General features: G+C 45.1%; 36 protein-coding genes. 24 read left to right on the forward strand and 12 right to left on the reverse strand.

The annotated features are described in order from the left end of the window. The first annotated feature begins 87 nt into the window (after window positions 1-87). Both ACWATR_RS30475 and ACWATR_RS30480 read left to right on the forward strand, forming a co-directional pair. The gene (locus ACWATR_RS30475) at window positions 88-642 is read left to right on the forward strand and encodes a GNAT family N-acetyltransferase (RefSeq protein ID WP_460341113.1); all 555 of its coding nucleotides are present in this window, start codon (window positions 88-90) and stop codon (window positions 640-642) included. 18 nt (window positions 643-660) lie between these two features. After that, the gene (locus ACWATR_RS30480) at window positions 661-1197 is read left to right on the forward strand and encodes a hypothetical protein (RefSeq protein WP_460341116.1); all 537 of its coding nucleotides are present in this window, start codon (window positions 661-663) and stop codon (window positions 1195-1197) included. A gap of 37 nt (window positions 1198-1234) precedes the next feature. On the opposite strand, the gene drmD is transcribed toward ACWATR_RS30480, so the two are convergent. After that, on the reverse strand, window positions 1235-4477 hold the full coding sequence (gene drmD, locus ACWATR_RS30485; RefSeq protein WP_460341119.1) for a DISARM system SNF2-like helicase DrmD: 3243 nt from the start codon (window positions 4475-4477) through the stop codon (window positions 1235-1237). Window positions 4478-4737: 260 nt separating this feature from the next. Between drmD and ACWATR_RS30490 the strand changes: the two genes are divergently transcribed. The 5 genes from ACWATR_RS30490 (at window position 4738) to ACWATR_RS30510 (ending at window position 7000) form a co-directional block, all read left to right on the forward strand. Continuing rightward, window positions 4738-5004: a hypothetical protein gene (locus ACWATR_RS30490; RefSeq protein ID WP_460341122.1), complete on the forward strand. Its 267-nt coding sequence runs from the start codon at window positions 4738-4740 to the stop codon at window positions 5002-5004. Between the two features lie 122 nt (window positions 5005-5126). Beyond that, window positions 5127-5645: a GNAT family N-acetyltransferase gene (locus ACWATR_RS30495; protein WP_322743950.1), complete on the forward strand. Its 519-nt coding sequence runs from the start codon at window positions 5127-5129 to the stop codon at window positions 5643-5645. Window positions 5646-5743: 98 nt separating this feature from the next. Continuing rightward, window positions 5744-6142 (forward strand): cupin domain-containing protein, encoded by a 399-nt coding sequence (locus tag ACWATR_RS30500; protein WP_460341126.1) that lies wholly within the window; start codon window positions 5744-5746, stop codon window positions 6140-6142. Window positions 6143-6151: 9 nt separating this feature from the next. Next, window positions 6152-6718, forward strand: coding sequence for a GNAT family N-acetyltransferase (locus ACWATR_RS30505; RefSeq protein ID WP_194042446.1), 567 nt, complete (start codon window positions 6152-6154; stop codon window positions 6716-6718). 42 nt (window positions 6719-6760) lie between these two features. Then, window positions 6761-7000: a serine hydrolase domain-containing protein gene (locus ACWATR_RS30510; protein ID WP_194042447.1), complete on the forward strand. Its 240-nt coding sequence runs from the start codon at window positions 6761-6763 to the stop codon at window positions 6998-7000. Here the strand turns inward: ACWATR_RS30510 and ACWATR_RS30515 are convergent. From ACWATR_RS30515 to ACWATR_RS30535, 5 genes are all read right to left on the reverse strand, one after another. Continuing rightward, a complete protein-coding gene (locus tag ACWATR_RS30515; RefSeq protein WP_460341131.1) occupies window positions 6985-7617 on the reverse strand; it encodes a glutathione S-transferase family protein in 633 nt (210 codons plus the stop codon). The genes ACWATR_RS30510 and ACWATR_RS30515 overlap by 16 nt on opposite strands. After that, window positions 7614-8042: a VOC family protein gene (locus ACWATR_RS30520; RefSeq protein WP_460341134.1), complete on the reverse strand. Its 429-nt coding sequence runs from the start codon at window positions 8040-8042 to the stop codon at window positions 7614-7616. Before ACWATR_RS30520 ends, ACWATR_RS30515 begins: the two co-directional genes overlap by 4 nt. Window positions 8043-8126: 84 nt before the next feature. Next, window positions 8127-8558, reverse strand: a complete 432-nt coding sequence (locus ACWATR_RS30525; RefSeq protein ID WP_109013312.1) for a YciI family protein — start codon at window positions 8556-8558, stop codon at window positions 8127-8129. A gap of 86 nt (window positions 8559-8644) precedes the next feature. Next, window positions 8645-9142, reverse strand: a complete 498-nt coding sequence (locus tag ACWATR_RS30530) for a VOC family protein (RefSeq protein WP_460341138.1) — start codon at window positions 9140-9142, stop codon at window positions 8645-8647. A gap of 35 nt (window positions 9143-9177) precedes the next feature. Further along, complete coding sequence (locus tag ACWATR_RS30535; protein ID WP_012408899.1) at window positions 9178-9537, reverse strand: YciI family protein; 360 nt, start codon at window positions 9535-9537, stop codon at window positions 9178-9180. Window positions 9538-9706: 169 nt separating this feature from the next. On the opposite strand from ACWATR_RS30535, the gene ACWATR_RS30540 reads away from it, so the two are divergent. Both ACWATR_RS30540 and ACWATR_RS30545 read left to right on the forward strand, forming a co-directional pair. After that, window positions 9707-10975, forward strand: a complete 1269-nt coding sequence (locus ACWATR_RS30540) for an RNA polymerase sigma factor (RefSeq protein ID WP_460341143.1) — start codon at window positions 9707-9709, stop codon at window positions 10973-10975. A gap of 418 nt (window positions 10976-11393) precedes the next feature. Beyond that, window positions 11394-11819 carry a VOC family protein gene (locus ACWATR_RS30545; RefSeq protein WP_322734904.1) on the forward strand — a complete coding sequence of 142 codons (426 nt, stop codon included), beginning with the start codon at window positions 11394-11396 and terminating at the stop codon, window positions 11817-11819. A gap of 35 nt (window positions 11820-11854) precedes the next feature. On the opposite strand, the gene ACWATR_RS30550 is transcribed toward ACWATR_RS30545, so the two are convergent. Then, window positions 11855-12037, reverse strand: a complete 183-nt coding sequence (locus ACWATR_RS30550) for a hypothetical protein (protein ID WP_221704736.1) — start codon at window positions 12035-12037, stop codon at window positions 11855-11857. Between ACWATR_RS30550 and ACWATR_RS30555 the strand changes: the two genes are divergently transcribed. The 4 genes from ACWATR_RS30555 to ACWATR_RS30570 all read left to right on the forward strand — a co-directional run bounded on the left by ACWATR_RS30555 (window position 12036) and on the right by ACWATR_RS30570 (window position 15611). Beyond that, complete coding sequence (locus tag ACWATR_RS30555; RefSeq protein ID WP_460341148.1) at window positions 12036-12521, forward strand: hypothetical protein; 486 nt, start codon at window positions 12036-12038, stop codon at window positions 12519-12521. The genes ACWATR_RS30550 and ACWATR_RS30555 overlap by 2 nt on opposite strands. Before the next feature lie 353 nt (window positions 12522-12874). Further along, entirely contained in the window at window positions 12875-14158 is a 1284-nt protein-coding gene (iscB, locus tag ACWATR_RS30560; protein ID WP_460341151.1) for an RNA-guided endonuclease IscB, read from the forward strand. 139 nt (window positions 14159-14297) lie between these two features. Continuing rightward, the gene (locus ACWATR_RS30565; protein ID WP_460341156.1) at window positions 14298-14501 is read left to right on the forward strand and encodes a hypothetical protein; all 204 of its coding nucleotides are present in this window, start codon (window positions 14298-14300) and stop codon (window positions 14499-14501) included. Window positions 14502-14678: 177 nt separating this feature from the next. After that, entirely contained in the window at window positions 14679-15611 is a 933-nt protein-coding gene (locus tag ACWATR_RS30570) for a competence protein CoiA family protein (protein WP_322650816.1), read from the forward strand. Window positions 15612-15644: 33 nt separating this feature from the next. On the opposite strand, the gene ACWATR_RS30575 is transcribed toward ACWATR_RS30570, so the two are convergent. The 5 genes from ACWATR_RS30575 to ACWATR_RS30595 all read right to left on the reverse strand — a co-directional run bounded on the left by ACWATR_RS30575 (window position 15645) and on the right by ACWATR_RS30595 (window position 18402). After that, complete coding sequence (locus tag ACWATR_RS30575) at window positions 15645-15788, reverse strand: hypothetical protein (protein WP_334987677.1); 144 nt, start codon at window positions 15786-15788, stop codon at window positions 15645-15647. 25 nt (window positions 15789-15813) lie between these two features. After that, a complete protein-coding gene (locus tag ACWATR_RS30580) occupies window positions 15814-16149 on the reverse strand; it encodes a hypothetical protein (protein WP_322733500.1) in 336 nt (111 codons plus the stop codon). Between the two features lie 105 nt (window positions 16150-16254). Then, on the reverse strand, window positions 16255-17307 hold the full coding sequence (locus ACWATR_RS30585; protein WP_460341161.1) for an aldo/keto reductase: 1053 nt from the start codon (window positions 17305-17307) through the stop codon (window positions 16255-16257). A gap of 91 nt (window positions 17308-17398) precedes the next feature. Further along, window positions 17399-18133: an SDR family oxidoreductase gene (locus ACWATR_RS30590; protein WP_460341164.1), complete on the reverse strand. Its 735-nt coding sequence runs from the start codon at window positions 18131-18133 to the stop codon at window positions 17399-17401. 74 nt (window positions 18134-18207) lie between these two features. Next, window positions 18208-18402: an SDR family NAD(P)-dependent oxidoreductase gene (locus ACWATR_RS30595; protein ID WP_029631356.1), complete on the reverse strand. Its 195-nt coding sequence runs from the start codon at window positions 18400-18402 to the stop codon at window positions 18208-18210. 175 nt (window positions 18403-18577) lie between these two features. Between ACWATR_RS30595 and ACWATR_RS30600 the strand changes: the two genes are divergently transcribed. The 11 genes from ACWATR_RS30600 (at window position 18578) to ACWATR_RS30650 (ending at window position 25632) form a co-directional block, all read left to right on the forward strand. After that, window positions 18578-19498 carry an AraC family transcriptional regulator gene (locus tag ACWATR_RS30600; RefSeq protein WP_460341169.1) on the forward strand — a complete coding sequence of 307 codons (921 nt, stop codon included), beginning with the start codon at window positions 18578-18580 and terminating at the stop codon, window positions 19496-19498. 104 nt (window positions 19499-19602) lie between these two features. After that, window positions 19603-20847: an AAA family ATPase gene (locus ACWATR_RS30605; protein WP_460341172.1), complete on the forward strand. Its 1245-nt coding sequence runs from the start codon at window positions 19603-19605 to the stop codon at window positions 20845-20847. 5 nt (window positions 20848-20852) lie between these two features. Beyond that, complete coding sequence (locus ACWATR_RS30610; RefSeq protein ID WP_460341175.1) at window positions 20853-21440, forward strand: HNH endonuclease family protein; 588 nt, start codon at window positions 20853-20855, stop codon at window positions 21438-21440. A gap of 391 nt (window positions 21441-21831) precedes the next feature. Then, window positions 21832-22230: a hypothetical protein gene (locus ACWATR_RS30615; RefSeq protein ID WP_029631351.1), complete on the forward strand. Its 399-nt coding sequence runs from the start codon at window positions 21832-21834 to the stop codon at window positions 22228-22230. 22 nt (window positions 22231-22252) lie between these two features. Then, complete coding sequence (locus ACWATR_RS30620) at window positions 22253-22804, forward strand: hypothetical protein (protein ID WP_460341447.1); 552 nt, start codon at window positions 22253-22255, stop codon at window positions 22802-22804. Between the two features lie 8 nt (window positions 22805-22812). Continuing rightward, the gene (locus tag ACWATR_RS30625) at window positions 22813-23073 is read left to right on the forward strand and encodes a hypothetical protein (RefSeq protein WP_039744742.1); all 261 of its coding nucleotides are present in this window, start codon (window positions 22813-22815) and stop codon (window positions 23071-23073) included. 61 nt (window positions 23074-23134) lie between these two features. After that, complete coding sequence (locus ACWATR_RS30630; protein WP_011316696.1) at window positions 23135-23353, forward strand: hypothetical protein; 219 nt, start codon at window positions 23135-23137, stop codon at window positions 23351-23353. A gap of 10 nt (window positions 23354-23363) precedes the next feature. After that, window positions 23364-24206 carry a phage terminase large subunit family protein gene (locus ACWATR_RS30635; protein ID WP_069072465.1) on the forward strand — a complete coding sequence of 281 codons (843 nt, stop codon included), beginning with the start codon at window positions 23364-23366 and terminating at the stop codon, window positions 24204-24206. Window positions 24207-24210: 4 nt separating this feature from the next. Beyond that, entirely contained in the window at window positions 24211-24780 is a 570-nt protein-coding gene (locus tag ACWATR_RS30640) for a hypothetical protein (protein WP_460341180.1), read from the forward strand. A 22-nt stretch (window positions 24781-24802) separates the two neighbouring features. Further along, window positions 24803-25291, forward strand: a complete 489-nt coding sequence (locus ACWATR_RS30645; protein ID WP_460341183.1) for a hypothetical protein — start codon at window positions 24803-24805, stop codon at window positions 25289-25291. After that, window positions 25291-25632, forward strand: a complete 342-nt coding sequence (locus ACWATR_RS30650) for a hypothetical protein (protein ID WP_460341186.1) — start codon at window positions 25291-25293, stop codon at window positions 25630-25632. Before ACWATR_RS30645 ends, ACWATR_RS30650 begins: the two co-directional genes overlap by 1 nt. The last annotated feature ends 4 nt before the right edge of the window (window positions 25633-25636 follow it).

Here is a 25636-nt window from a genome sequence, read left to right on the forward strand (position 1 = left end):
TTCTCCTTTGCGGTCTTTGAGTCTGGTACAGTTTGTTTACTTAATCTGATAACATCAAAATCTGCTAATGCACACGATATTGGTGCGATGCGAACAAAAATACAACTAATTCGCGGTCAAGATAGCATGACCGTGGAAGCAGATTTAGTAGAATTAGTGCAAAAGCACGTCAATGATTATGCCTCAGAGTGGAAAGAACAATTAAGATTGTACGGACAAGAAGATAAATTTTGGGACTGGGAGTTTAAACTTCAGTTCGTTATTCACAGACAACCAAACCGCGAAGGCTATGCAATTGAGTACGAAGGCGAAACTCAAGGGTTAATGCTGATTGAAACTCAAATGCACGGTTCGCGTATCAGTGAGGGTAAACGGTTAGTATACATTGATGGAATTGCTTCTGCGCCTTGGAACCGGGAATTTATTCAACGTCCGCCCAAATTAAAAGGCGTTGGTACTGCACTCTTAGCATTTGCCAGAAACCGCAGTATCGAACTAGGTTACGAGGGTAGAGTTGGGTTGCATTCGCTACCAGGAGCAGAAGAATTTTATGATAATCAAGGGATGATTGATTTAGGAGAGGATGAAGATTACGAAGACCTGGTTTATTTTGAGTATGGAATTCGCCGTTCTTCTAAATAAGGTAGCGAGGTGAAGTTAATGAATCAGGAAGAACCTAATTATATTCAAAGCACTTTTAATCAAGAAAATGCAGTAAATTCGATGGATTTATTGTTTGATGAAAAATGGTTGAGAAAAGCTGTTGAAGCAGAAGATAAAGTAGGTGGGAATATTGGTGCTGGCTTGGATTGGGGTTCTGGATTTGGCGACCTCATGCTTAACTTTGAACTTTTAGGACGTTTAACAACATTACGTATTTCTCTTAATAGAGAAGTGCGGTTGCTGCTGAATAATTGGAATTTAGGAACAGCTACAAAAATTGCAGTAAAAACTGCAAGAGATAGATTACTTCAAAGATTAAGATTACCTGCACCAGAAGTAAGAGAACACCTACTCGTTGTTTTGGGAACAGATGAACTTTATGGCGAAGAGTTTATCTCTAATCGAGAGATACTACGCGAATTGCTTGCGGTGTTGTTGAAACAAGAAGATTGGGAAACTATTGCAGCAGTTGCAGCAGATTCGTTAAAAGAGCGAATTATGCATCAAGTTTCTGTTGAAAAAATTTCAGCATAAGTCATAGATTTAAGAATCAATTACTGCAAATTAACAACTAACCGCTAACTGGATACAAATAAACTATACCTACAGGTTCAACGCGTACCGCCTTCACTTCATAAATTGCTTCAATTCGCGCGGGTTCGCGCACCAACTCTTCAGCTAGCATATTTAGCCGCTTATCCCAATGGCGACGGTCTGCTTCTAACTGACGCAACTCTTCTTCAGCAAATAACGAAAGCTGTAGGGGTTGTTCAGTTTCTTGTTTAGTTTTGAAAATGCGATCGCGTTGTTCCTCCAAAATCTTCTTCATTTCCTCAGCTTCCTTTTGTCCCCGTGCTGTCAGCTTTTTCTTGGCGCGTTCAGCTAGCACCTCTGCACGTTTATGCAAATGTGGTGTCAACTCTCCCACATCCTCAGATGTAGCTTGACATAAGCGTTGTCTAACTGATGAGGGAACCTCTCGCAACCGGGGAGAAGCCAAAGAATTTTCCAGTAAAGCTAAAACATCATCCTTTTGTCCTTCTGGTAAAGCTTGTAACTTTTTACGCCCTCTAGTTACTGGGTCTGACCACTCCGCAGCCACAGCAATTACTTCATCATGTAATCTAGTGGCGCGATCGCCATATAAAGATAAGCGTCCTAAAATTAACACTTTAGGTAAAGGTTCATCCGTGAGACAGACGCAAGCACGAGTTAATTCATGGTGTGTAAAACCTTGCGATAAAAAGCGTCCCAATAACCGCTGCACTACCCGGTGTTCCAAATGCAAGTGAACTACATCACCATCCAACGTACCAGGATCGCGGAAAATTACCGGACGAATGGGAGCCCCCCGTCGCCATTCCCAAGGTTTTTGACCGTGTTTTCGCGGTATTCTTAAGGTATCAAGAGTATTAGCCCAGGTGGGATCTGCTCCCAAGCGTTGGTCGAGAGATGGTACTATCCAACGCGCAGTAGTAGGGTCATTAGCCGCCTCATTAGCATCCACAGGTGCGAGCGAACTTACTCCCAAAATTTCCAAAGAAGCGGAAATAGCATCTCGAAAATGGCGGTCATCCAGTCCCAACCAGTTCTGCGAACTTTTGAGCATTTCTTGAAGTTGTGCCACTTGGTTAACCAATTGCTCTTTTTGAAGTCTAATTTCCTCCAATTCTTCATCAACTACTTGGGAGAAAGCGTTGGCTTGAGTCTCAGACTGGTCTACTTTTTTAATCACCTCAGCAATTGAATTTGCTTCTTCATGGCGAATACCCCCTTCCAGCAATCTTGATAAATTCTTCTCTACCACTGGGGAAAGGCTACCCAGTTCTTTTTGTATGGTTGCTGTCTTTTTAATTAAGATATCTAGTACCCGGTCTTCGGCTCGCTGTGGCAGTGCAAAATAGTAACAGCGAACAATAGGCGATCGTTGCAGTTTTCTGTCAATCCGCCCGTTGCGCTGTTCCATGCGGCTAGGGTTCCACGGTACGTCAAAGTGAAACAGGTCAGCGCAGTTATTTTGTAGGTTTACCCCCTCCCGCGCTGCATCGGTAGCAATGAGGATACGCAGAGGATGGCGAGATGGGTCGGTATTAAAAGCTAATTTGATTGCTTCTCGGCGTTCTTCGCCCATACCACCGTGAAATACATCGATGCGTTGATGTTCACGGTCTGAGCCTGCAATCAACGCTTCTAATTGCTGTTGGAGGTAGCGTTTTGTATCTGTATATTCAGTAAATATAATTACTCGGCGGTCATTCCAAGTAGCCCCTGCCTCGCCCAAATTGGGACAGAGATTGCTACGAATCCAATTTTCTAGTTCTTTGATGCGGGGGTCTGGCTGATAACGTGCAGCATTTGCAGTCTCAGACATTTCTTCTAGTAGTTCTAGTTCGCGGGCTGTAAGCGCAGAGGTCGTAGCTTGACTAGTTGCTGCCATCATCTGAGCATCTTCTTCCTCCTCTACTTCCATTTCATCAAGTTCAGCGCGGTCATCATCAACCCCTGGGGGTTCCCAAAGTAGGGGTAAATTACGTGACAATTTAGCTGTGTTAGGAGTAGAAGTAGCTTGCTTTTCAATTGCAGTACGATGCACCTTTAAAGTTCTGGCAAATGCTTCGATAGAGGAGAGTAGGCGTTTTTGCAAAGAGGTGACAACAAGCATCGCTGACTTCTGAGTAGATTTGGATGTATCTTTTAGGCGCTCCTCACGTAGTTGGCGATACTCTTGTAACAATCGAGACAGCTTTAATTCTGGGGCATTTGCAGGTAGCCCATCAATAACTATGGGGATAACCTGGCGATTAGGAAAATCTTCTCCTATTTCCCGTAGGTCGCGTTTTAAACGCCTTACCATCACAGTATCAAGGAGTTTTGGGTTGCGAACAGGTACGCCTCGACAAAACCGTTGTGGGTCAAGAATTTCTAGTAGTGCGGCAAAGCTGTTAGAGTGGCCGTTATGGGGAGTGGCAGACAGAAACAGCTTATGCTCAAACCGACGAGCTAAGTTACGAACAGTTTGTGTCAGTTGAGAATCAACAGCATATTTGGCACCACTTGCTGGGGCAGCGTTATGAGCCTCATCAAGTATCAGCATCGATGCAGCAGAAAAATCACCCAACCAATCACGTAATGGTGCAGCATAAGTTTCATCTCGGAGTAGCGCATGAGAAATAATAAAGCGGTTGTGCGTTGTCCAAGGGTTAATTCCATAGCCGCGTTCTTGGCGACGAGAGGCGACAAACTCTCGGTCAAAAATCATAAAAGTGAGTCCAAATCGGCTCTCCATTTCATCCCGCCATTGTCGTACCACCGATGGCGGACAGGAAATGACAACGCGCCTCACTTTTTGGCGCATCAACATTTCGCGGAGGATCAGCCCAGCTTCAATGGTTTTGCCCAAACCAACATCATCGGCAATAAACAGAGCTACTCTAGGCATCAGTAAGGCTTTACGTAGTGGCTCTAGCTGATAAGCTTTCACCTCAATCCCGGCCCTGTAAGGTGCCTGAAATAATTTTGGGTCTATGGAAGTGACGCAGTTCCAACGCAGTGTGTGCAGGTAGGCAGAAAACAGCCGTGCATCGTCAAATCCTCGGCTGGCAACTAAATCCCAATTCGTTGCACCTATGTACTGAGCATCGACTTCTCTCTCCCACAAAACTTCCAGGGGGTCTCCTAGTGCATCGTCATCTAGACACGAAAGGCGAACTAAAGTGTCTTCCTCAGCAGACGGCCCAAGAACTACATCTTCTACAAGATACTGTCGGGAGCGTACTCGAACGATTTGTCCGGCTTCAAGGTTTATTGCTGGCATATTGTCCTGAATAAGTACAATGGCACTTTGAATTTTGTCATCCGAAAGGCATTGCTGCCATAGCATACACACCTAAAGTACCGGACTTTGTATCGAAAAAGATAAATTCCTCAGCAAGGGACTCGTATTTTCCATAGATTTGCTGTATCTTGTTTATTCCGTGCAATTATTAACACCCAATTTCTCCCAATTTTGCTGTCATCCAAATTTTCAGCCAATGCTTTTGGAGAGCAGTGAATGAAAACTTTTAATACATAGATATGAAGATCATCAAAAAATCCGACAAGCTGACTCTGAAGAAAATGATGGAAATCCAACACGCTGAAGACCAAAATCTTCAAGCTGATACCGTCAATTCTTCAGCCCCTGCCCCTGTGGTTGATGAGCAACCAGCAGCAATTCCAGTGGCTAGAGTTCCTGACTATATTCCATTCTTTGACAATCCTCCAGTACAGTCTGTTGGCAACTCTGGCTGGCAGATTTCTGACATTTGGCGGGATATCCGGGTGGATGATTTTTGTGGGTGATACTCCTGGCAAATATAGGTAAAAAACAATACGTTGCTCTTGTGATGTACGTACTGTCACAAACAGGAGTTGCTCTTTGGTAAAGAAGCCTACCAAATAATCAACGGTAGCATTAAAGTTGAGTGTGTAGACGTTTAGGCGGCAAGGCGATAGACATTGCAATGGCTCAATGGGTAAACGAAAGAGAAAACATTACAATACATCCTTCCCGAAGCAAAGAGTTCCATTTCCTCTGGGCTTTTCCTCCACTCAACGAGCAGGAGTGCAAAAACTATATCAATCGTTGCCAAAATGAGGACTTTGAAGGCTTACTAATTTGTCACGCAGATAGCGCTGAAATTATTGGAGTCGCAAATTTCAGTCAAATCTTCTACCGAGCGTTTCAAAATGCTTATCTCGGTTATTACGTTGACGTAAATTTTTCAGGTCAGGGGTTGATGTCAGAGGGTGTGCGTTTAGCGATTGATTACGCTTTTTGTACACTCGGTTTGCATCGTATTCAGCCCCAAAACAGGGCATCCATTCATTTGGTAGAGCGACTCGGTTTCACGAAGGAGGGCTTCTCTCGACGATACCTCAAAATCAATGGAGAATGGCGTGACCATGAACGCTGGGCTTTAACGGTTGAAGATTGGGTATAGGTATGCCAGCAGCCCAACTTCGTAGCAGACGGACGAAAGGCGTTAGTTGGTTTCCGAGGTTAATCGTTATTCATTCTTACAGCAGGAGTCATCGAATCATGAGTGAAGTCACTCCCCAAAATATCAACTCAACTTTTGTTGTCCTGGATGATGCTAACAATGCAATTCCGATCGCTGTTAGCGATCGCTTCTACGAAAAGCTAGAACAGCAATTTGGAGACTTTAAGGGAAAACGGTTGATTTCCCACTACACATTCGAGCAAGACTGGGATAGTTGGGAAAGACACCCTGCTGGAGAGGAATTTGTCTGCCTTTTATCTGGACAGATTGATTTCGTGCTGGAGCAAGATAGAGGTGAAGCAATTGTATCTCTCAACACCCCTGGTCAGTACATTTTGGTGCCACGCGGAGTCTGGCATACAGCAAAGGTTCGTACTCCCAGTTCAGTGTTATTTATCACGCCTGGTGAAGGAACCCAGAGTCGATCGCTTTCCTAAAACATGGCTATGGACATTACCACCAAACGATTTCTTCTCCGTGACTTTGTTCAGGAGGATGAGCCTGCATTCCTTGCTTATCACGCTGATCCTCGTTATGCCGAGTTCTGTTCACCGGAAGAAGTGACACCGGACTTTACTTATCAACTGTTTCAACGGTTCATACAATGGGCAACCGAAGTTCCTCGATGCAATTACCAGTTGGCGATCGTCGATCGCCGCAATCTGGAGTTAATTGGCTGTGGTGGATTGCGGCAGGATGGCTATGCTGCCGGGCAGGCAGAACTTGGAATTGAGCTAGCACCCCAGCACTGGGGGCGTTATGCCTATGCAATCGAAGTTGGGAAAGCTCTGATTGATTTTGGGTTCCGCGATTTGGAACTAAAGCAAATTATTGGTCTTTCTGTGAGTGCTAACCTGAGAGTATCCCGGCTAGCAGAACGTTACGGATTCCAGGCGATCGGTACACAACCTGGTTCCGGCTGGATGCATATGCAAGGGTGGAGCCAGATTAAGTGGCAGCTTACCAGAGAATCATGGGAGCATTTATTTCCTTTGACCAGTTCGGTTAATTGAGCTTTTTGGAAGAAGGAGCAACGTAATTCAAGGAGTGTCGCGATGTCAATCCATTCCAAAGGCTATGGCAAAGCGGACGCTCAGCAACCTATCACCCCACAAACTCAATTTCCGCTCGCTTCACTGAGTAAATCTTTTACAGCGATCGCAGCGCTGCAATTGGTAGAAGCTGGAAAAATTAACCTGGATGTCCTGGATGTCTCTGTAAAACAATATCTACCAGACTTCACTCTGGCTGATACCCAAACGGCTGATCAGATCACGAATCATTGTGAGGTCTGATTGAGACTTGCAAGTGCAGCTGCGATTCGCCCAGATGCCTTTGGTCGTTTGTACATTCGTTCCATGTAGTCCACCAGGGTGGGGAAAGTGGCGAGTAGCTGAACTTCGTTCGCCCAATCCAGTGTGTAAGCAAGCACAAAATCAGCCACTGTGACGTGTTCACCCACTAAAAACTGCCGATCCAACAGATGGTTCTCTAAAACGACAGCCATACTGGTGAAGTCTTGCCGAGCCAGAGGTATTTCAGCAGGCAATCTCAACTCTTCTGGGTATATAAACGTGTGGCGAGCGATACGCCATAGCGGCTGTTCCAATTCGGTGGCAGTAAAGAGGAGCCAACGATAAAGCTGTGCTCGCAGAAGCAAGTCTGTAGGTACCAGGTTAGATTCTGGGTACTTCTCACCGAGGTACAAAGCAATGGCTACGGATTCAGTGATGATATGTTCGCCATCGATGAGTACAGGGAGCTTGCCAGTGGGATTGATGGTGAGAAAATCGGGTGTACGGTGTTCACCTGCCTGCATGTTGATGGAGATTGCTTCAAATTCCACCCCAAGTTCCTGGAGAACCCAACGAACCCGAATTGATCGTGTGGGAGCAAATTCATAGAGTTTCATGAATCAACCTCAGTGATGTGCATTTGTTCGCAGTTGATCATCCACGGTGTCCCAAACTGATCGGTCAACATGCCAAAGCGGGATGACCAGAACGTTTGCGCGATCGCCATCTTCACCTTGCCGTTTTCTGCTAGAGCGTGAAAAAGCCGTTCTGCCTCAGCGATTTCAGGAACGCTAATTTGTACGTAGAAACCTTGCGGGGTTTCAAAGTATCCTGGTGGGCAGTCAGATCCCATCAGGAGGCGATCATCTAGTTCAAGGCAAGCGTGCATGATTTTGTCCTGCCATTCCGGTGAGACATTTTCTGCAGAAGGTGCTTCTTTGTGTGTCATCATCATAGTTATTTTCCCACCCAGACATTGTTCATAGAACTTGAACGCTGCCTCACAGTTGCCGTTGAACATCAGGTAAGAATTGAGTTGCATTGATTTCTCCTTTTGTAATCGATTCTGCGTTTTGATGAGCGGATCGTTCGCACATGAACATCATTTGCGCGGTTGCTGATGACGTTACTCTTGCTGCTGCGTTTCAAGTTGAGCGCGAATGCGGTCTTCCTGCTCCCTTAAGGCGGGTGTCAGGACTTCACCAAAATCCTCTGTCTCGAATACGGGACGAATCTCAATCTCGGAGTCTCCTGGCATAGGGTTAGGGCAGCGCTTTACCCAAGCAACTGCCTCTTCCATTGAGTTCACCTGCCACAGCCAGTACCCTGCCACTAGCTCCTGCGCTGGAGTGAAAGGTCCCTGGGTGACGGTGCGATCGGTTCCTGAAAAGTGAACTCGCACCCCTTTTGAGCTAGGATGAAACCCCTCAGCAGCGAGCAAGATACCTGCCCTGGCTAATTCTTCGTTGTACTGCCCCATTTCAGTTAAAAGCTGTTCGCTCGGCATGACCCCAGTTTCGGAGTCTTGGGTTGCTTTGACAAAGACCATGACTTTCATTGTGAAATCTCCTGTTGATGGTTTTGAGTTAGATTGCGAGGGTTTGGGTGTGCTGATTAGCGCAAAGCGCAACTCCGAAGGAACCGCTAATCAGCAGCGACACGCTTGAGTTCATCAATCTCGATCTTCTTCATTTGCAGCATGGTAGTGGTCACTTTTTGAGAGGTTGCCTCGTCGGGGTGGTTGAGTAACTCAATCAGAATGCGAGGAATAATTTGCCAGGAGACGCCGTATTTGTCTTTTAGCCAGCCGCATTGCTGTGCGGTTTCATCCGCACCGGCAGACAATTTTTGCCAGTAATCGTCCACGTCCGCCTGGGTATCGCAAAAGATTTGGAAGGAAATCGCCTCGTTAAATTTGAAGGTCGGACCACCGTTGAGTGCTGTGAACGGCTGACCATCAAGTTCAAAGCTGACAGTCATGACGGCTCCGGCTGGAAATCCCTGAATTTCCTGTCCAGCGTCTCCATATCGACTGACGTGGACAATTTTGGAATTGCGAAAAATCGACGTATAAAACTGAGCGGCGGCTTCGGCTTGATCGTCAAACCATAAACAGGGAGTAATTTTGGAATTGTTTTGCATGAGGGTTCTCCTTGAGTTCAAGCGGTTAAGGACGGTCAGGGCTGTGCTGGTAGTCCCGCAACTTCGATGACAGGACGGATTTCGACGGTGCCGACTTTTGCACCTGGGATGCGGGTGGCGATCGCAATGGCTTCATCCAAATCCTGAGCATTAACGAGGAAGAATCCACCCAATTGTTCGCGGGTTTCGGCAAATGGTCCATCGGTCACGAGTGATTTGCCATCACGGACTTGGACACTGGTTGCGGTTGCAACAGGATGGAGTGGAGCCGTCGCCAGAAATTGTCCTTGAGTATGCAAGTCCTGGGCGAGTTGGGCAGATTCCCCATAGCAATGCTCCCGCTCGGTGTCGCTCATGGCGTTTTCGTCCATATAAATCAGCAGCAAATATTTCATTTGGTTGCCTCCTTTGTGATTAAGTCGAACGGGAATTGTCCAAATCGACACCTGAGTGCAAAAATTTTGTCTAGTACAATTGAACTTATCTCCCTTTATCAGTTAGTCGAACGGCAATTGCTCAAATCGACACCTTGTCCAAAATTCTTTATGTATTTTTGTGAAAGGTATGGCTTCAATCCCAAAAACAGATGTGGCTCAAGCAATTGCTGCCCTTTATCGAACTGAATGGGGGCGCATTGTCGCTATTCTGATTCGGCTGGTCGGAGATTTTGATGTAGCTGAAGAAGCTGCACAGGCAGCATTTACAGCGGCAGTGAATCAGTGGGAAAGCGACGGTATTCCTGATCGTCCCCGTGCCTGGATTATCCGAACTGCCCGGTACAAGGCGATCGATCGCCTTCGACGACGCACGAAACTGACCGAAAAACTGGAGTGGTATGCGGCATCTGGCTTAATTCCATCCACTGAAGAACCAACTTATGACAGTGATGAAATTGGAGATGATCGCCTGCGATTAATCTTTACCTGCTGTCACCCGGCACTGGCAACGGAAACTCAAGTAGCGTTGACCCTGCGAATGTTGGGTGGACTGGAAACCGACGAAATTGCCCGCGCCTTTCTTATACCGACTGCAACAATGGCACAGCGGTTAGTTCGTGCTAAACGCAAAATTCGAGACGCAGGCATTCCTTACAAAGTACCGGAGACGACTGATCTCGCTCCCCGGATAGAGGCAGTCCTGACAGTCATCTATCTGATCTTCAACGAAGGCTATGCCGCAACCAAAGGAGATGCGATCGTGCGGGCTGACCTCTGCATCAAAGCGATTCGCTTGGGGCAACTGGTGCGGCAATTGCTGGCACCCCAACCCCCATCTGAAGTCACAGCACTGGTGGCGCTGATGTTATTGCACGATTCGCGGCGCAATGCGCGTCTAGATGAGGCAGGCGATTTGATTTTGCTAGAAGATCAGGATCGCAGTCGTTGGAACCATCTACAGATTGCTGAGGCGTTACCTCTGGTAGAGGAAGCGTTGCTCTTTGGAACCGGAGTGTATGCCCTGCAAGCGGCGATCGCAGCCCTCCATTGTCAGGCAACCCGCGCCGAAGAAACAGACTGGGCGCAGATCGTGCGGCTCTATGAGGTGTTGGAACGCTTGCAGCCCTCACCCATTGTGGCCTTGAACCGAGCAGTGGCGATCGCAATGGCAGACAGTCCTCAAGCCGCATTTGGACTGATTGATCGCCTTGCTCCAGAACTGGACAGCTATCATCTCTTTCATGCCACCCGTGCAGATTTATTCCGGCGTGTTGGAGCATTAGAGGAAGCGACCCAGAGCTATACACGGGCACTAAAATTAGTGACAAATGACAGTGAGCGTCGTTTTCTGGAACGTCGGTTGCGCGAAGTTAAACCTAACATTCAGTCCGGCTAAGGGTTTACAACAGTTTAAAGCGCCAGGCATCCATGATGCCGGTAAAGAAGGCAGGAGGCAGAGGGCAGAAGGGAAGAATTTGAACGGGGCTTTAACCCCGCTCAATTCTTGGCCACCAAATCAGAGATTATGGTGGGGGACTCAGACCCAAGTTCGGTCTGGTCACGGGCAGAGGGCGAAAATAGTATTCCTTCTGCCTCCTGCCTTCTGCCCTCTGCCTTTCTTGTTGAAAAGAAATGAAAAATCTTCTAACAGGGTGAACTTGTAACTTAACAAAAGGCAAAAGAAGACAAGTCGGCTTAGTACTAAAGTACTGTTATAATCCAATCGTTTCATCAAGTTGTGTTAGGGTGCAGCAAATCACCGATCGGCTCTCTACTCTCTAGCACATCCACATCAACTGATAGAGGATTCCGACATGGATAACAATCCCAGCATTCTCTCGCACGTTTCAATTGGTACTAATGATTTTGAACGAGCGATCGCCTTCTATGATGCTGTGTTGCCAACATTGGGCTGTAAGCGATTTATGGAGCATCCGGGGGCGATCGCCTATGGCAAACAGTATCCCGAATTTTGGGTGGGAACTCCCTTCGACGGGCAACCTGCAACCGTTGGCAATGGAACTCACATTGGTTTTATTGCTCCTACAAAAGAAGCAGTCCACGCCTTCCATGAGGCAGCATTAGCGGCAGGAGGCAAAGACGATGGTGCCCCCGGTGGTAGACCCGACTATAGTGAGCCGTATTACGGCTGCTTTGTGCGCGATCCAGATGGACACAAAATAGAAGCCGCCTTCTGGGATGAGCAGCTTGAGCAGCAACTCAACCAGAACAATGCTTGACCAGAGAATGACTCATTTTTAGAGGCAAGATAACACTATGGAATTCCATCGAGGTCGCCTGATTGACCATGTTCATCTACGGGTTGCTGATGTTGCTGCCAGCAAACGGTTTTACCGGGCAGTGTTGCGAAATAAATGTACTCCCGGCTCCTGCTCATCGCCCCACTAATTCTGTTAAAATCGCGTCTTCCAGCACGTAAATTTTGAGGCAGTGCCATGTGTGCAAAGGGATTTGGGCAATCTCAACCTACTAAAATCGATAAACTTATTGAATCTGCGGTGCGTTATTCCCACAAGCGACACCCAGAAGCCTTAGACAGCATCTTTGATTATCTACCTGTCAACCTCAACGAACGAGTAGTAACGGGTATTTTGGCAGCATTGCAGAAAGATATTGACACTTTGAGTTGGTTTTGCGGCTACATGGCATCAGAAATCAACCGCACTGAGGACAACCAAAAGCCTCATCATCCCATCGCGGAACTTAGCAAAACTCTGATTACATCGGGGATGGAACCCTTTACTGATTTTATGCCTTACCCAGGTTGCCGCATCGTTATACTCAATTCGGAAAAATTTGAATCATTGCCAGAGTCAGTTCAAGCTGTGGTGCAGCAGGCTTTTGACATCATGGAAAGTACTGGAAAAGAGGCACAAAGGATAAATGATGCCTTACTGCAAGAGTTGGTGGTTCAGGAATAAAAAATTGAATCACAGGAATTGTGGTAAGCGCCAGCCATGTCGCTCTTCATTGAAGCGAACGCGAGTAGCGTCTCGTAGAGACGAAAAAAGAGCGTTCGCACCTACAAATGATTAACTGTCAGAAACCCCACGGATAAATCCGAGGGCTTGAAAAAGTCCTAATCTGACCAGTCTAAGTTCTTCACTGAACTACGTTTAAGGCAAGAGTTCAATACCTACCGGGGAATGCGTAGCTAGTTCCCTGCTCTAGAACTTAAAAGTTAAACAGGTCTACAAGGGTTAAGCCAGTGCTTTTGAGATAGTTACCGACCTTAAACATTGACGAAGCTAACATTACCCGCAAGGAGGCACTTATGTGCAAAGTATTCGTTATCGACCGAAACAAACGACCATTAGACCCAATACACTCAGCACAAGCAAGGCAGTTATTACGAAACAAACAAGCAGCAGTATTTAGACGTTTTCCTTTCACGATTATTGTTTTTGAATCGCGTCTTGATTGTCTTACATCAGCACTTAGGTTAAAAATTGATCCTGGTGCAAAACACACAGGAATTGCGTTAGTCAACGACGCTAGTGGAGAGGTTGTGTTTGCAGCAGAATTGAAACACAGAGGTTTTGCAATCAGAGATGCTTTAACCTCTAGACGACAATTAAGACGTGGTAGACGCGCTAGAAAAACGCGGTATCGCCAACCAAGGTTTTTAAACAGAAATCGTCCAAAGGGATGGCTAGCACCTAGTCTACAAAGTCGAGTTGACAATATCAAAACTTGGGTTGATAAATTACGCCGATTTGCATCGATTCAGGCTATTAGTCAAGAGCTAGTACGCTTTGATATGCAGTTGATGCGGAATCCGGGTATTCAAGGTAATGAGTATCAACAGGGTACGCTTCAAGGTTTTGAGACTCGCGAGTACTTGCTTGAAAAGTGGAACAGGACTTGCGCTTACTGCGGGATAAAAGACGTTCAGTTGCAAATAGAGCATATTCATCCAAGAGCAAAAGGAGGCAGTAATTCAATTACAAACCTCACACTGAGTTGCGAAAAATGTAATGTAAAAAAAGGGATTAAAGATATTAAATATTTTCTTAGAAAAGACCCTTCAAGGCTAGAGATAATTCTGAAAGAAGCTAAAAGACCATTAGCAGATGCAGCAGCAGTTAACACAACTCGCTTTGCATTATTGGAAACCCTAAAAGCAACTAAATTACCTGTAGAAACGGGTTCAGGAGGTTTAACCAAATTTAATCGTAGCCAACAAAATCTAGAAAAAACACATTGGTTGGATGCCGCCTGTGTTGGGGAATCGACACCTAAACTAATTGTTAAAGGAGTTAAACGATTATTAATTACAGCTAATGGTCACGGTAATCGCCAAATGTGTGGTACTGACAAATTTGGTTTTGCAATTCGTCATCGGACAAATAAACAAACTCATTTTGGTTTTAGTACTGGCGACATCATCAAATCAGTTGTTACTAGTGGGAAGAAGGTAGGTGTCTATGTTGGACGTGTTTTATGTCGAGCCACGGGTAGTTTTGATATAGCTACAAACAAGGGAAGGATATCGGGCATTAGTCACAAATATTGTTCAGCAATTCACAAAAAGGATGGGTATTCCTATGGATTTTGAGACGGCGAATAAATTCGCCTACGCCTTACCCCCACGGATAAATCCGGGGGCTTCCACGGCGAGAGGTGTCTGGTGATGCATAAGTTGTTAGATTATTTCAGTTAAATATATATATTCAATAACTAACACAGAATCACCTATGAAACTCGCTAACCCACTCAATTTGGCAAATCTTGTTGGTTCTATTTTACTACCTAGAATCGCTAACAATCAAACAGCTACTTCTAACAAGAGTGAAATATCAATTACTTTACCCAGTAATCCCATAAATATCAATTACCTGCAACCCTTTGATACTGCTGTTATTGCTTATCACATGATGGGTATTGGCAACTTTGAATAAAGCATAGTTTCAGTACAGCCTTTGAAAAGCTACTTTACCTCTCCAACCTTGGAGGGGTTTTTAATTGGTGCATTAATTCTTAAAATCAACATATATTACTCCAGAAGATAGAGACATATTGGAAAAGTTAAAGCACACTAGTAAGAGCAACTTTAACTATTCAGTAATGGTGTGGCAATGTGGCTGAAATATGGTGTAAATGAAGAAGGTATCTTGATATGTATTGAAGATATCAACAGGGGCAAGACTTCACTTAAGTGTCCTTACTGTAATAGCAGTCTAACTGCTAAAAAAGGCAAGGTGAAAGAGCATCATTTTGCTCATAATGAAGAAACCTGCCGCCCCATAGCTAACCGAGAATTCCCTACTCTGCCACTCTATGACAATTTCAACGTTCAATTATCTGGCAAGGATTTGGCACAGTTAAAGCTGCTTTGGCAGGAGTACGGAGCCAAAAATTACCCTATTAGTTCCTACTTAATTACTTCTAGTTTACTCAAAGCAGGAGTGTTAAGAAAAAACCTATACTTAACCCCACCTGAGTATGAATTTAGTGATTTGGGTAAAATTCCTGTTGGAGCGCTAGAGTTTGCACGGTTCAATGATGTACAGGAGCCACTATTACTTAAAAAACTGCTGAAATTTGAGCTAGCTTTTAAACACGCCGAATACAAAAATGCTCCAGATTTAGCATATCGACTTACTGATTTAAAACTCTACCGCGCTCAACTTCAACGTATTCTATCCTCTAGCCTATATTTTTTAGAGATTGAAACGAATATTGGCACTCTGTACAAGATAGGAGTAACCCAAAGATCCGTTGTCAAGCGAGTAGCAGAAGTAAAAATTGATTTACTTGCTCATTATTCCAGTGTTGCTATTAGAGTATTAGGAATTTGGGAGCATCGGGGAAACATTGAATTATATTTCAAACACCGCTATCGTAACTTTAATTATCCCATAGGGAGTTTAACTGAGTACTATAAATTTAATGCTGAGGATACCGAAATGGTACTGCGTGACCTACAACAAATGCAACCTAAAATACTTTCTCTTGATGAAAAAAATATTCTTGAGGAGAATTCTAGCTGGGAGCAAATTGCTGTGTAGTATTCTCATAATCCCCTAGCAAAATCTAATTAATTACCAAGCAAAAATAATTATTTTATTGCTTCTAAATACTCTACCACTGATAATGACGCGACTGCCGACTCTTGATACAGCAGTATTTACTGAGGAGCGATGGCGTAACCGCCCAGCGTAGCTGATCGCAGTGGTCAAGCGCATTACTTAAGACTATGCACTCAACGATTTAAGAAGCTAGCAAACCCGACATCTCCAATACTCGCTGTGACCAAGTAGACGCAACAGATGCAATATCTGTAATTTCCATTGATTTGTCCCAAACATTAATCAAGTTTTGTAATAAGTCTTGGAGTTGATTTAATTCAACATTATTTATTTCACTTTTTTGTTGTATTAAAGACACGTACAACAAACTTTCTGACAACAATATTGGAACTAATTCACGAATTGCACTCTTTTGTGACCAAGAGTTAAGGCGTGCCAAACTAGCTGCCAATTCTCCTAATTGTTGCGCGTGGGGTTGACGTAAAAAACTTGCTTCAATTGCACTCCAGTTAGGCATTACAATCCTCCTAGCAATTGCTGGCTAACTTGTTCTCGAATTTGGTTAGATCGACTACCTTAAGTTACTAAAGTACTAAAGTACTTTGCAATACAACCGAAGCAGCTACCTCCAGCCTTGGACGATCGCGCCGCCGAAAATGCTACGATTCACCTCGCTGGTGAAGATGCTATAGGGAAAGGCGGGATCAAGGGCACTGCTCTCGTCCAGCGTCCGGATCTGTTCCGGGGTGAGGCGGATGTCCAATGATGCCAGATTGTCATGCAGTTGATCGAGCTTACTGGCACCCAGAATCGGCGAGGTAATGCCAGACTGTGCCAAAACCCAGGCAAGGGCAACCTGCGCCAAGGGGCGATCGACTTCCTCTGCCACGGTTCGCAGGGTATCAAGGACGCGCCAGTTACGATCGGTGAACATCTGGTTGCCGAAAGGATTGGGGCCAATCAGCCGTCCTTGACCGCTCGCCCCCACCTCCTCGCGCTGGTACTTGCCAGTGAGGAAACCAGCAGCAAGCGGACTCCAGGCACAGATGCCGAGACCGCATTCACGGGCGGCGGGCAGATGTTCGCGCTCAATGCTGCGTTCAACGAGCGAATACGCCAGTTGCATGGCGATGGGCCCGGTAATGTTATGCGCTGTGGCGATCGCCGCTGCCTTAGCAGTGTACCAGGCTGGCACATTTGAGAAGCCGAAGTAGCGGATCTTGCCGACGCCCACCAGGTCGCCGAGCGACTGTAGTACTTCTTCAACGGGCGTTACCATATCCCAGGTGTGCATCCAGTAGAGGTCAACGTAGTCGGTACGGAGGCGGCGCAGCGAACCCTCAAGCGCCCGATGCATGTTCTTACGTCCGTTGCCGCCCGCATTCGCGTTGCCCGGTTCGCCGCCATGAAAGCTGAACTTGGTTGCAAGCACTAGTTGGTCGCGCAGGCTGCGATCGGCGATATAGCTACCAATCAGTTCCTCGCTGCGACCCTTGGCATACACGTCGGCGGTGTCGATGAAGTTGCCGCCAGCATCGACATAGGCATGGAAGATGGACTCAGAAACCTCATCGGGTGCACCCCATCGCGGAGTCCCGAAGGTCATGGTGCCGAGGGTGAGCGGGCTGACGATCAAGCCGGAGTGTCCAAGAGTGCGGAAGGCGGTAAGGCTCATAGGTTTCTTTTCTGGCTGAAACAACAAAGTCTGTAAAAGTCAATCAAGCTCATGACGCAAAGAAGGGACACAGAAGTGATGTCTTCAATACCTAGAAGGCGCTGGCTGTCGGGCGGACAATGATTTCGTTGACATCGACATCATCCGGTTGGGACACAGCAAATAAGACAGATTGGGCGATCGCCTGAGGGGTGAGGGCAGTTTTGCGGAGTTCTTTCAAGAAGCCTTTTACTGCATCGTCCGTGATCTCAGAGCCGAGTTCGGTCTCAACGACACCGGGGGATATGATGGTCACGCGAATGTTCTTCGACTCCTGGCGCAGTCCATCAGATATCGCCCAAACAGCATATTTTGTCGCGGAATAGACTGCACTGGTTGGCCCTACCATGTGAGCAGCGATCGACGCAGTATTGATAAACTGTCCGCCGCCTTGTGCTTCCATGATCGGTAAACCAGCCGCAATGCCGTTCAATACGCCACGGATATTTACATCAATCATGGTGTCCCACTCCTCGACTTTCAGGGCATTCATTCGAGACAAGGGCATCACACCTGCATTGTTGAAGATGACATCGACGCGACCAAATTTTTCTTTAGCAAAATGAATGAATGCTTTCACATCCTCGCGATCGGTGACATCCACTGCTTTGAATTCTGCAATGTTTCCCTGGTCGCGGATCTCTTTGACAATCGCTTCTAGCTTTTCTGTACGCCGTGCCCCCAGAACCACATTTGCACCGTTTTGAGCAAGTAACTTCGCGGTGGCTTGACCGATGCCACTACTGGCTCCAGTGATCGCAATAACTTTGTTTTCTACATTTAACATGATGACTGTCCTTGCTGTTGAGGTTGATTTGACTTAGAAAAATATGCTTCTAGAGACTTCAATTCTTTGGGTATTTACTCATCGGTTTCCGCGATGGGTGAATGGCCACAGTAGGCGATCGCAGAAACAACACTGTTCACTTTTGCCTCACTGCTGCGATCCGTCACGATTACACCAACCCCTTTTTTCGCCAGCGCCAAAGAGGTATTTTTCGCCAGTCCTTGGCTCGCTCCTGTGACTAAAGCAATTTTTGCCTTGTTTCTCTTCATTGCCTCATCCTTTCAGCCTTGTCTTTCAGCATGGGTTCATCATAAGGTTGAAAAGCTTTTCCCTAAATACATAAACCTCGCAGATGATTGCCTAATCCTCTCAAATCAGGCGTTGGCAAGGGAGAAATATTCTCTATAATGAGCGTATGAGGATGGTATCAGTCAGGAATTGAGTATGGTGATTGAAACACTCAACTATGAAGCGGCAATCAGCAAGTGTGACGAACTGGCAGCATTAGTGACTCGGCACACTGACAGTAGGGGAAACGGTGTTCATCCAACAGCAATTAGTCAGTTAGAATTCATGCGGGAATCTGATACTTCAGCCACAATGCAGGGAGTCACCGAACCGATTCTCGGCATTGTCGTTCAAGGCAAAAAAGAAGTGTTGCTAAATGAGGAAACCTATGGGTATGGTGTGGCTCAATATCTAGTGGTGTCGGTAGATTTGCCGCTCTGTGGATGTGCGATCGAGGCGACACCTGCGAAGCCGTATCTAGGATTTAAGCTAGATTTAGACCCCGTTCAACTCTGTGACATTATTGCTCAAACTAACCCAGGCATGGGTAAGAAAGAAAACTCGGTTAGAGGCTGGTTCATCAGCGATGCCGATCCATCGTTGATTGATTGTGCTATCAGGCTGACACGGCTTTTGGACACACCGCAGGATATTCCATTCCTAGCACCAATGATCGTCCGCGAAATCTACTACCGTTTGCTAATTGGTGAACAAGGTGAAGCAGTTCGCCAAATTGCCACATCGGGCAGCAATATGCAGCGCATTGCTGAAGTGATAAAACTTATCAAGGCTGATTTTACAAAGCCACTGCGGGTTGAGGATCTAGCTCTTCAAGCCAATATGTCTCCTTCCTCGTTCCATCGCCATTTCAAAGAAGTCACCTGCATGAGTCCCCTGCAATATCAAAAGCAATTAAGACTATTGAAAGCGCGTCACCTGATGCTTGCCGAGAATGCCGATGCGACCCATACTGCCTATCAGGTGGGGTACGAAAGTCCTTCACAGTTTAGTCGCGAATATTCTCGGATGTTTGGTGCGCCTCCTATGAAGGACATTGAACGATTACGAATAGCTTGAGCAAAGACTGTGAATTCGCTACAGCAAACTGCAAACATCCAGAGATATAGCTTTTAATTTATAAGAAGTAAGTTGATCAATATAAATTTGTGTATGAGAGCCAAATGTTAAAAGAACTTCACCTCCAACAAGTTGGTCCAGCTGCCCATTTTGATGTCGCATTTGCCGATAGGCTCAATATATTTACAGGTGATAATGGTTTAGGTAAAAGTTTTTTACTTGATATTGCATGGTGGGTGATGACTACAAATTGGGCGGAGCAACCAGCGTACCCACAGCGAGTCAGAGGTGAAAATCCGCAAATTACAGCCGTAGTTAGCAATAAAAAAAATATAAGAGAATATCAGAGCCACTTTGATTTTTCTGAACAGCAATGGCGTAATTTACAAATGCCTCCTTTATTAAAAGAAGTAGTTATTTATGTGCGGGTTGATGGTAGTTTTTCTGTTTTTGACCCTGCTCGCCAACGCGATATTGCTTATAATTTTAATCCAAATACACTTTGGAATGGATTAAAGTCAAAAGGTAAAGTTATTTGTAATGGTCTAATTCAAGATTGGGTGACATGGCAGAATCAACCCAATAAATATCCATTTGAACTCTTTTCTAATGTCATTAAAAAACTTGCACCTCACCCTTCTGAATGGATAGAAATGGGAGAAACAACGCGAGTTTCTATTGAAGACGTGCGCGATATTCCTACAGTTAACCTACCTTACGGGAATGTTCCTGTCACTCAAACATCAGCCGGAATGAAGCGTATTCTGGGACTAGCTTATTTACTAGTGTGGACTTGGTACGAACATAAAAAAGCTTCCGAACTGCGACAACAAAAGCCAGTAAATCAGATAGTTTTACTAGTTGATGAAATTGAATCTCATTTACATCCTCGTTGGCAGAGGGTGATTTTACCAGCTATTTTATCTGTGGTGACAGAATTACAACCCAGGATGAAGATACAGGCTTTAGTAACTACTCATTCTCCACTTGTTCTTGCTTCCTTAGAGCCAAATTTTAATGAGCAAAAAGATCAACTATTTTTATTTAAATTACAAGATAGAGAGGTTAGCCTTGACGAAGTACCTTGGTCAAAACAAGGGGACATAGTTGGATGGTTAACCTCAGACATTTTTGGACTCAAACAAGCCCGTTCCAAAGAAGCAGAAATCGCAATTGAAGCAGCAGAGGCTTGGATGCGTGATGATGATATGAATGCGTTTCCAGAAAATCTGAGAATACCAATACAAATTCATCAGGAACTTCAAAGAGTTTTACCAGGACATGACCCATTTTGGCCCCGTTGGATAGTTACAACGGAGAAAAGAAATTTTGGGTTATCAGAGGTATAACACAGATGATGCCATTTAACCCTCCTCCAGAACCGCCTGATTTTGATAAAAAAGTGCGACAACCAGGAAATGCTTGGTTGGCAAAAAACTCAGATCCCAAAAAAGGAACCAGAGATTATTGGTCGCCTTTCAAAAGTTATTTAGCTGATGGATTTAGTAATCTGTGTGGCTATAGCGTTATGTATGAACCAGTTGGTACAGTAGATCATTATCGCAGCCGTGAAAATTATCGAAATTTAGCTTATGAATGGAGCAATTTACGCTTTGCTTCTGCTTGGATAAATAGTAGTAAAGGTACACTTGACGACCAGGTACTTGACCCTTTTGATTTGGGAGAAGATTGGTTTGAAATTTTGCTTCCTTCCCTACAATTAGTATTAACAGATAAAGTTCCTCCGCAACAACGTCAAAAGGCAGAATTTACTTTGGAACGTTTGCGGTTACGGGATGATGAAAGAGTCCTGCGCCAGCGTCAACAATGGTATCAACTTTATTTGGATGGGGATTTAACTCTACAAGGATTAGAAAAAAAAGCTCCTTTGATAGCGCGTGCGATAAAGAAACAGCAGCAGGCTATTTCTCAAGAAGAATAAGCTTTGTAGTTATCAGATTGTGAAGGCAAGTATTTTCATAACACGATACGGCAAGATAAATGGGTAAAAGTTCAATAAACTTGTCACAGACTATTAAGTAGCACATCGCGTTATATATTTCTGTTAGAGCAGTTTCTTACCAAAAGAGGTATTGTTCTATTTTTTTAACTCATATATACAAACGTGCTTGCATTCTCAACAGGCAGTATGTAACTTGGCAAGTGTGCAGTTTAGTAGGAGATGAACTGAAATTTAGTTGTATTTGAGTTGAGCTATACCTGTACTAAAGTGACATCAATTGTAAATTGCTTTTTAATTTACAAGCAGTTTGGTAAGGTGCTAGTTTAATTTGCTTTCAATTGATGAAGTCTTTCAGTTGGAATTGAGTTTGATGATATGTGAGAACGTTATTTACACCCAGAAAACACTTGCCGAAAGATACGGGATTTCCATTGCCGCTTTACAACGGTGGTATCCCTATGCCGGTATAGTCAAACCCCGAAAGCGGGGAGGATATTTTGATGCAACAACAGTCGAGATTGCGGATGTTTTCTACGTTGCTATCAAGATTCGGCGGCTGACTTGTGAGGAATATTTACAGCAGGTGATTCCTGCTGGTGGCTTAGATGCTTATTTGCAAAAAGTCAATGACGTAAGCCTTTATGACTTTTTGACTAAGCATATATCTGATGAAGAAAAAAATAACCCAATTGTGCAAGCAGTAATTAGGAGAATTGAGCGAAATGAAGCATATCAACAAAGTGGCAGAGACTTTGCAGGTGTCGCCTGATGTAGTACGTACCTGCTGTCGGTTGTTAGATTTAGCTTTGCAGTCAAATGATACGCTTGATGAAACTGTTGAGCAGCAGCTAGTTCAACTCAAAGAGATAGCCTCCCGTGAAGGTATGTCCCTTGAAGAAGCAGCCCAGCACTTGATTGCAATGCGCGATCGCAAATCAGAAGTAGGCGAACATAAGTTCGACAAACGCGAGTATATCAAACAGCGATTTGGCATAGACCCAGAACAAGCTTCGCCCGACAGCTTTGTAGGAATACTTTACCGAGATGCAGATAGGGGTATTCAGTTAGGGGAATTACGCCATAAGGTGGTGCTTGAATCTTCGACACTTGCTCTAGAAGAATTTGTTTTTCATGGGAGCAGTTCGCCTGCTGAAGGTGATACTTCCGTTCCGCCTGGTTACGATGAAGCGCAAGAGCGAATTAACTCGCGCATTAATAACGATTTTTTCGGCAAAGTGAACTGGGGGGAAGAGACTCATCCACTGTTGGTCGGTACATCGACACAGCAGCCGAGACAGTTGAAGTCCTCGCAGCCGAAAACCGGGCAATCTCCGAAGAAATAGTAGCTCAAATGCTACCCATCTGCTATCAAATACGGGATGAGAGTTTACTCAACTTGAGAAAGACATCTACCCAGGCAGTTGGTATAAATTTACTTTCGGTAGTAGCTGGTACTGTTATTGGGACGTGGGTAGCAGTCCCCCCAACTCAAGAGAGACAAGAAATTCCGAGTATTCAGCCAATTTTGATTGGTGTGGGTATAGGCGAATTAGTTGGCTTGATTCTGGCACTAGTAATAATTTGGTTTACCAGGGACGAACAAAAAACCTAATCAACTTTTCTCTCATCAAGGGAATTACTGATTTTAGTCGCATTATTGCCAGGGAGCAGTTATGAGTGCAGCATTTGACTTTTTGGTTAACACAGCAGGCGGTTTATTGATGAACCTGGGTGTTTCTGGGATGGTGGGACAATTATTGGGAGTGGGGGCGACCCTTGCCTTGCATCCTCTGTTGCTACTTACTGGAATAGTTGTCGGTGGTGCGGGAATTGCGATCGCGCGAGAGTTAAACAAGCGCCCTCAATTGCAGTTGGTTGTTGATAATACGTAAGGGGTGGACGATGTTTACTCCTACACCTGTGCGAAATAAACAGCCAAGTCGCAGAAAGAAAAAGGTAAATGTTACCCTGTGGACGGTTTGTTCAACTGTTAGTGCGCTGTCTGTTATCGGGGCGGTTGCATTGATGGTTGGATGGAAGCAACAGGTTCCAGGTAATCAAATATCGGAGGTACAGCAGGTAAAGGCGCAAGTTTCCCAAATTCGGGAAGTGTACTTAGAAAAGCTTTCCCGTACTGACTACAATATAGACCATCTTTCCAGTTACTCCTCAGTCGAGGGTGCGCCTACTCTTACGGGCTGGCGACAGTTGGCGGCGGCATTATGGGGACAGCAATTGCGGGGTGAAATATCCAGAATGCAGGCTAATGAGAAATCTGGATTTTACCGCCTTCACTATATGCCGGCACTGGAGATAGTTAAATTCAACTCGCTGGATGTTTTACTAGAAGCGGCTTCTGGAAATAATACTTTTTACTGGGGGTATCGCAAAACCGATGGTACGAAAGTTGAGGAGAAGATACCAACTGGGGCGGCTGCTGTTTTGATTTTGGGTAAATTAGAGGCAATTGATTATGCTCAAAATTTGGAATCTCAACCATCGGTTGATCTGAATCAAATGCTAATTCAGATTAAGAATGCTCAAGAACCATATTCTCTTGCACAGGCACAGCTGTTACGAGCGCGGGGGTATTTAGACCCAGTAGAGCAGATGGCACAGGTGGCAGACATCCGCGAGAGAATACACCAACGGGAGGAGCAAAGGCGGATGTATATCCAACAAATGAAGAAGCAATTACCTCAGCCAGTTCCTAATAAACAGCCTGTTAATAAATCGAGGGGATGATGTCATGTATGTCAAGTTTGCTGCTGCGATAATTTGCATAGCTTTGTGTTCGCTCAATGTTGTAGCGGCAGTCAAACGTACCCCTATTCGTACTACCCTTGAAGGTTCAACTCGCACAACAGTTGAGATGATGCCATCTCCCAATTCAGGAGTGCATTGGATGAGTGCAGTTATATTTCTGGCTGGGTTTACTTGTTTTTTAGGCTGGGGAATTTCTGACTACAACAATGCAATTGAAGAGAGAGACGAACTGTCTGATAACTTGGCTAATCCTGGCAATCAACAACTTCATGTTGGTGCTTCTGATACTGACATTCAGCCTTCTTTAATGCCCCCGGTATCACCTTCTTCTGGGATGAGATTAAATAGCGAATTCTCTGCCAAGAATGTAGTCCAATTTTCTCCTCGTTCTAGTGTTTCTGGGTTAGGGCGAGTACATAGTAGCCAATTTGTTGAAGATGGAGTGCAAAATCAACCTGGAATGTTATCTCCAGAGGAGTTTTACGCCCAACTTCAGGATGAAGATTTTTGGGAAGATACTAACTCCCAGGTAAATGATAAACCCGCCAGCTAGTTACTTAATTTGAGGTCATATTATGAACAGAAATCAGCGCCGCAACTTTGATGTTGATTATTCTGAAGGCGGAGCAATCGTGCCTGCAAATCGGTTGCAAAATATGTTGCAACAGGTGCAGCAAGGAGGAATGGTAAATCAGCAACCTAACATTTCTCCCATGACTACTTATGAGACTCAGCCAGTAGAAGTTAGGTATATCAATGCACCTACTTCCTATAAGCCGAGGGTTCCTCAGATAGAGATTCCCTACATTGAGACTTGGAAAGCACATCGGTTGCACCCGCAAAACCCCTGGAGATTTGGCTGGTATCCAGTATATTTTTTATCTGATGTAATTAAATCTCCTGTGGGTGTAGCTGGTGTGGGAGTGTGGTTGTTAATAATGCTGTTGAATTTTTTCCTAAATGGCAGTTATACCGGGCCGGGGTATGCGTCTGGGAAGAAGATTGAAGTTGTACCCAAGGAAGTTCCCTCTTTTGCCCTGCCTGTGGTTAAGCAATTGGAATAATGACGGTAAAGGCAATTTTTTGGTTCGTACTGCTGGTATGGATTGCAGATATTTTGCAACCGGGATATTTGCAGTTTTATAACTGGCGTAATGCTGTGGCATTGGTACAAAAGCTTCAGTTTTCATCGTCGGCTGTTGTCCCAACTGCCGCACCTGGCGTGAATATATCTTCTACTCCTGTTCCTACACGTTACTCTCCTCAAGTAAGGGAACCTGCAACATCTGGGAATGGGCTAAATTCTCCTGATTGCCGTGTGGCTAGGAATGATTTTGAGGAAGTATTGAGTACTGCAAGGATTGGTTGTTGGCAGGTTGCTCCTGCTAATGCGAAAAGGCGTTGAGGCA

The sequence above is a fragment of the Nostoc sp. UIC 10890 genome (assembly GCF_054786515.1).

What these genes read in the sequence shown, in the direction of transcription:
- ACWATR_RS30505 (WP_194042446.1), top strand. Translation starts at nt 6,152, where the DNA reads ATGGACATTACCACCAAACGATTTCTTCTCCGTGACTTTGTTCAGGAG.
- ACWATR_RS30520 (WP_460341134.1), bottom strand. Translation starts at nt 8,042, where the DNA reads ATGCAACTCAATTCTTACCTGATGTTCAACGGCAACTGTGAGGCAGCG.
- ACWATR_RS30595 (WP_029631356.1), bottom strand. Translation starts at nt 18,402, where the DNA reads ATGAAGAGAAACAAGGCAAAAATTGCTTTAGTCACAGGAGCGAGCCAA.
- ACWATR_RS30615 (WP_029631351.1), top strand. Translation starts at nt 21,832, where the DNA reads ATGATATGTGAGAACGTTATTTACACCCAGAAAACACTTGCCGAAAGA.
- ACWATR_RS30515 (WP_460341131.1), bottom strand. Translation starts at nt 7,617, where the DNA reads ATGAAACTCTATGAATTTGCTCCCACACGATCAATTCGGGTTCGTTGG.
- ACWATR_RS30590 (WP_460341164.1), bottom strand. Translation starts at nt 18,133, where the DNA reads ATGTTAAATGTAGAAAACAAAGTTATTGCGATCACTGGAGCCAGTAGT.
- ACWATR_RS30645 (WP_460341183.1), top strand. Translation starts at nt 24,803, where the DNA reads ATGAACAGAAATCAGCGCCGCAACTTTGATGTTGATTATTCTGAAGGC.
- ACWATR_RS30650 (WP_460341186.1), top strand. Translation starts at nt 25,291, where the DNA reads ATGACGGTAAAGGCAATTTTTTGGTTCGTACTGCTGGTATGGATTGCA.
- ACWATR_RS30640 (WP_460341180.1), top strand. Translation starts at nt 24,211, where the DNA reads ATGTATGTCAAGTTTGCTGCTGCGATAATTTGCATAGCTTTGTGTTCG.
- ACWATR_RS30630 (WP_011316696.1), top strand. Translation starts at nt 23,135, where the DNA reads ATGAGTGCAGCATTTGACTTTTTGGTTAACACAGCAGGCGGTTTATTG.
- ACWATR_RS30625 (WP_039744742.1), top strand. Translation starts at nt 22,813, where the DNA reads ATGCTACCCATCTGCTATCAAATACGGGATGAGAGTTTACTCAACTTG.
- ACWATR_RS30585 (WP_460341161.1), bottom strand. Translation starts at nt 17,307, where the DNA reads ATGAGCCTTACCGCCTTCCGCACTCTTGGACACTCCGGCTTGATCGTC.
- ACWATR_RS30530 (WP_460341138.1), bottom strand. Translation starts at nt 9,142, where the DNA reads ATGCAAAACAATTCCAAAATTACTCCCTGTTTATGGTTTGACGATCAA.
- ACWATR_RS30500 (WP_460341126.1), top strand. Translation starts at nt 5,744, where the DNA reads ATGAGTGAAGTCACTCCCCAAAATATCAACTCAACTTTTGTTGTCCTG.
- ACWATR_RS30475 (WP_460341113.1), top strand. Translation starts at nt 88, where the DNA reads ATGCGAACAAAAATACAACTAATTCGCGGTCAAGATAGCATGACCGTG.
- ACWATR_RS30635 (WP_069072465.1), top strand. Translation starts at nt 23,364, where the DNA reads ATGTTTACTCCTACACCTGTGCGAAATAAACAGCCAAGTCGCAGAAAG.
- ACWATR_RS30565 (WP_460341156.1), top strand. Translation starts at nt 14,298, where the DNA reads ATGAAACTCGCTAACCCACTCAATTTGGCAAATCTTGTTGGTTCTATT.
- iscB (WP_460341151.1), top strand. Translation starts at nt 12,875, where the DNA reads ATGTGCAAAGTATTCGTTATCGACCGAAACAAACGACCATTAGACCCA.
- ACWATR_RS30555 (WP_460341148.1), top strand. Translation starts at nt 12,036, where the DNA reads ATGTGTGCAAAGGGATTTGGGCAATCTCAACCTACTAAAATCGATAAA.
- ACWATR_RS30605 (WP_460341172.1), top strand. Translation starts at nt 19,603, where the DNA reads ATGTTAAAAGAACTTCACCTCCAACAAGTTGGTCCAGCTGCCCATTTT.
- ACWATR_RS30610 (WP_460341175.1), top strand. Translation starts at nt 20,853, where the DNA reads ATGATGCCATTTAACCCTCCTCCAGAACCGCCTGATTTTGATAAAAAA.
- ACWATR_RS30575 (WP_334987677.1), bottom strand. Translation starts at nt 15,788, where the DNA reads ATGCGCTTGACCACTGCGATCAGCTACGCTGGGCGGTTACGCCATCGC.
- ACWATR_RS30510 (WP_194042447.1), top strand. Translation starts at nt 6,761, where the DNA reads ATGTCAATCCATTCCAAAGGCTATGGCAAAGCGGACGCTCAGCAACCT.
- ACWATR_RS30525 (WP_109013312.1), bottom strand. Translation starts at nt 8,558, where the DNA reads ATGAAAGTCATGGTCTTTGTCAAAGCAACCCAAGACTCCGAAACTGGG.
- ACWATR_RS30535 (WP_012408899.1), bottom strand. Translation starts at nt 9,537, where the DNA reads ATGAAATATTTGCTGCTGATTTATATGGACGAAAACGCCATGAGCGAC.
- ACWATR_RS30480 (WP_460341116.1), top strand. Translation starts at nt 661, where the DNA reads ATGAATCAGGAAGAACCTAATTATATTCAAAGCACTTTTAATCAAGAA.
- ACWATR_RS30600 (WP_460341169.1), top strand. Translation starts at nt 18,578, where the DNA reads ATGGTGATTGAAACACTCAACTATGAAGCGGCAATCAGCAAGTGTGAC.
- drmD (WP_460341119.1), bottom strand. Translation starts at nt 4,477, where the DNA reads ATGCCAGCAATAAACCTTGAAGCCGGACAAATCGTTCGAGTACGCTCC.
- ACWATR_RS30540 (WP_460341143.1), top strand. Translation starts at nt 9,707, where the DNA reads ATGGCTTCAATCCCAAAAACAGATGTGGCTCAAGCAATTGCTGCCCTT.
- ACWATR_RS30490 (WP_460341122.1), top strand. Translation starts at nt 4,738, where the DNA reads ATGAAGATCATCAAAAAATCCGACAAGCTGACTCTGAAGAAAATGATG.
- ACWATR_RS30550 (WP_221704736.1), bottom strand. Translation starts at nt 12,037, where the DNA reads ATGGCACTGCCTCAAAATTTACGTGCTGGAAGACGCGATTTTAACAGA.
- ACWATR_RS30545 (WP_322734904.1), top strand. Translation starts at nt 11,394, where the DNA reads ATGGATAACAATCCCAGCATTCTCTCGCACGTTTCAATTGGTACTAAT.
- ACWATR_RS30580 (WP_322733500.1), bottom strand. Translation starts at nt 16,149, where the DNA reads ATGCCTAACTGGAGTGCAATTGAAGCAAGTTTTTTACGTCAACCCCAC.
- ACWATR_RS30570 (WP_322650816.1), top strand. Translation starts at nt 14,679, where the DNA reads ATGTGGCTGAAATATGGTGTAAATGAAGAAGGTATCTTGATATGTATT.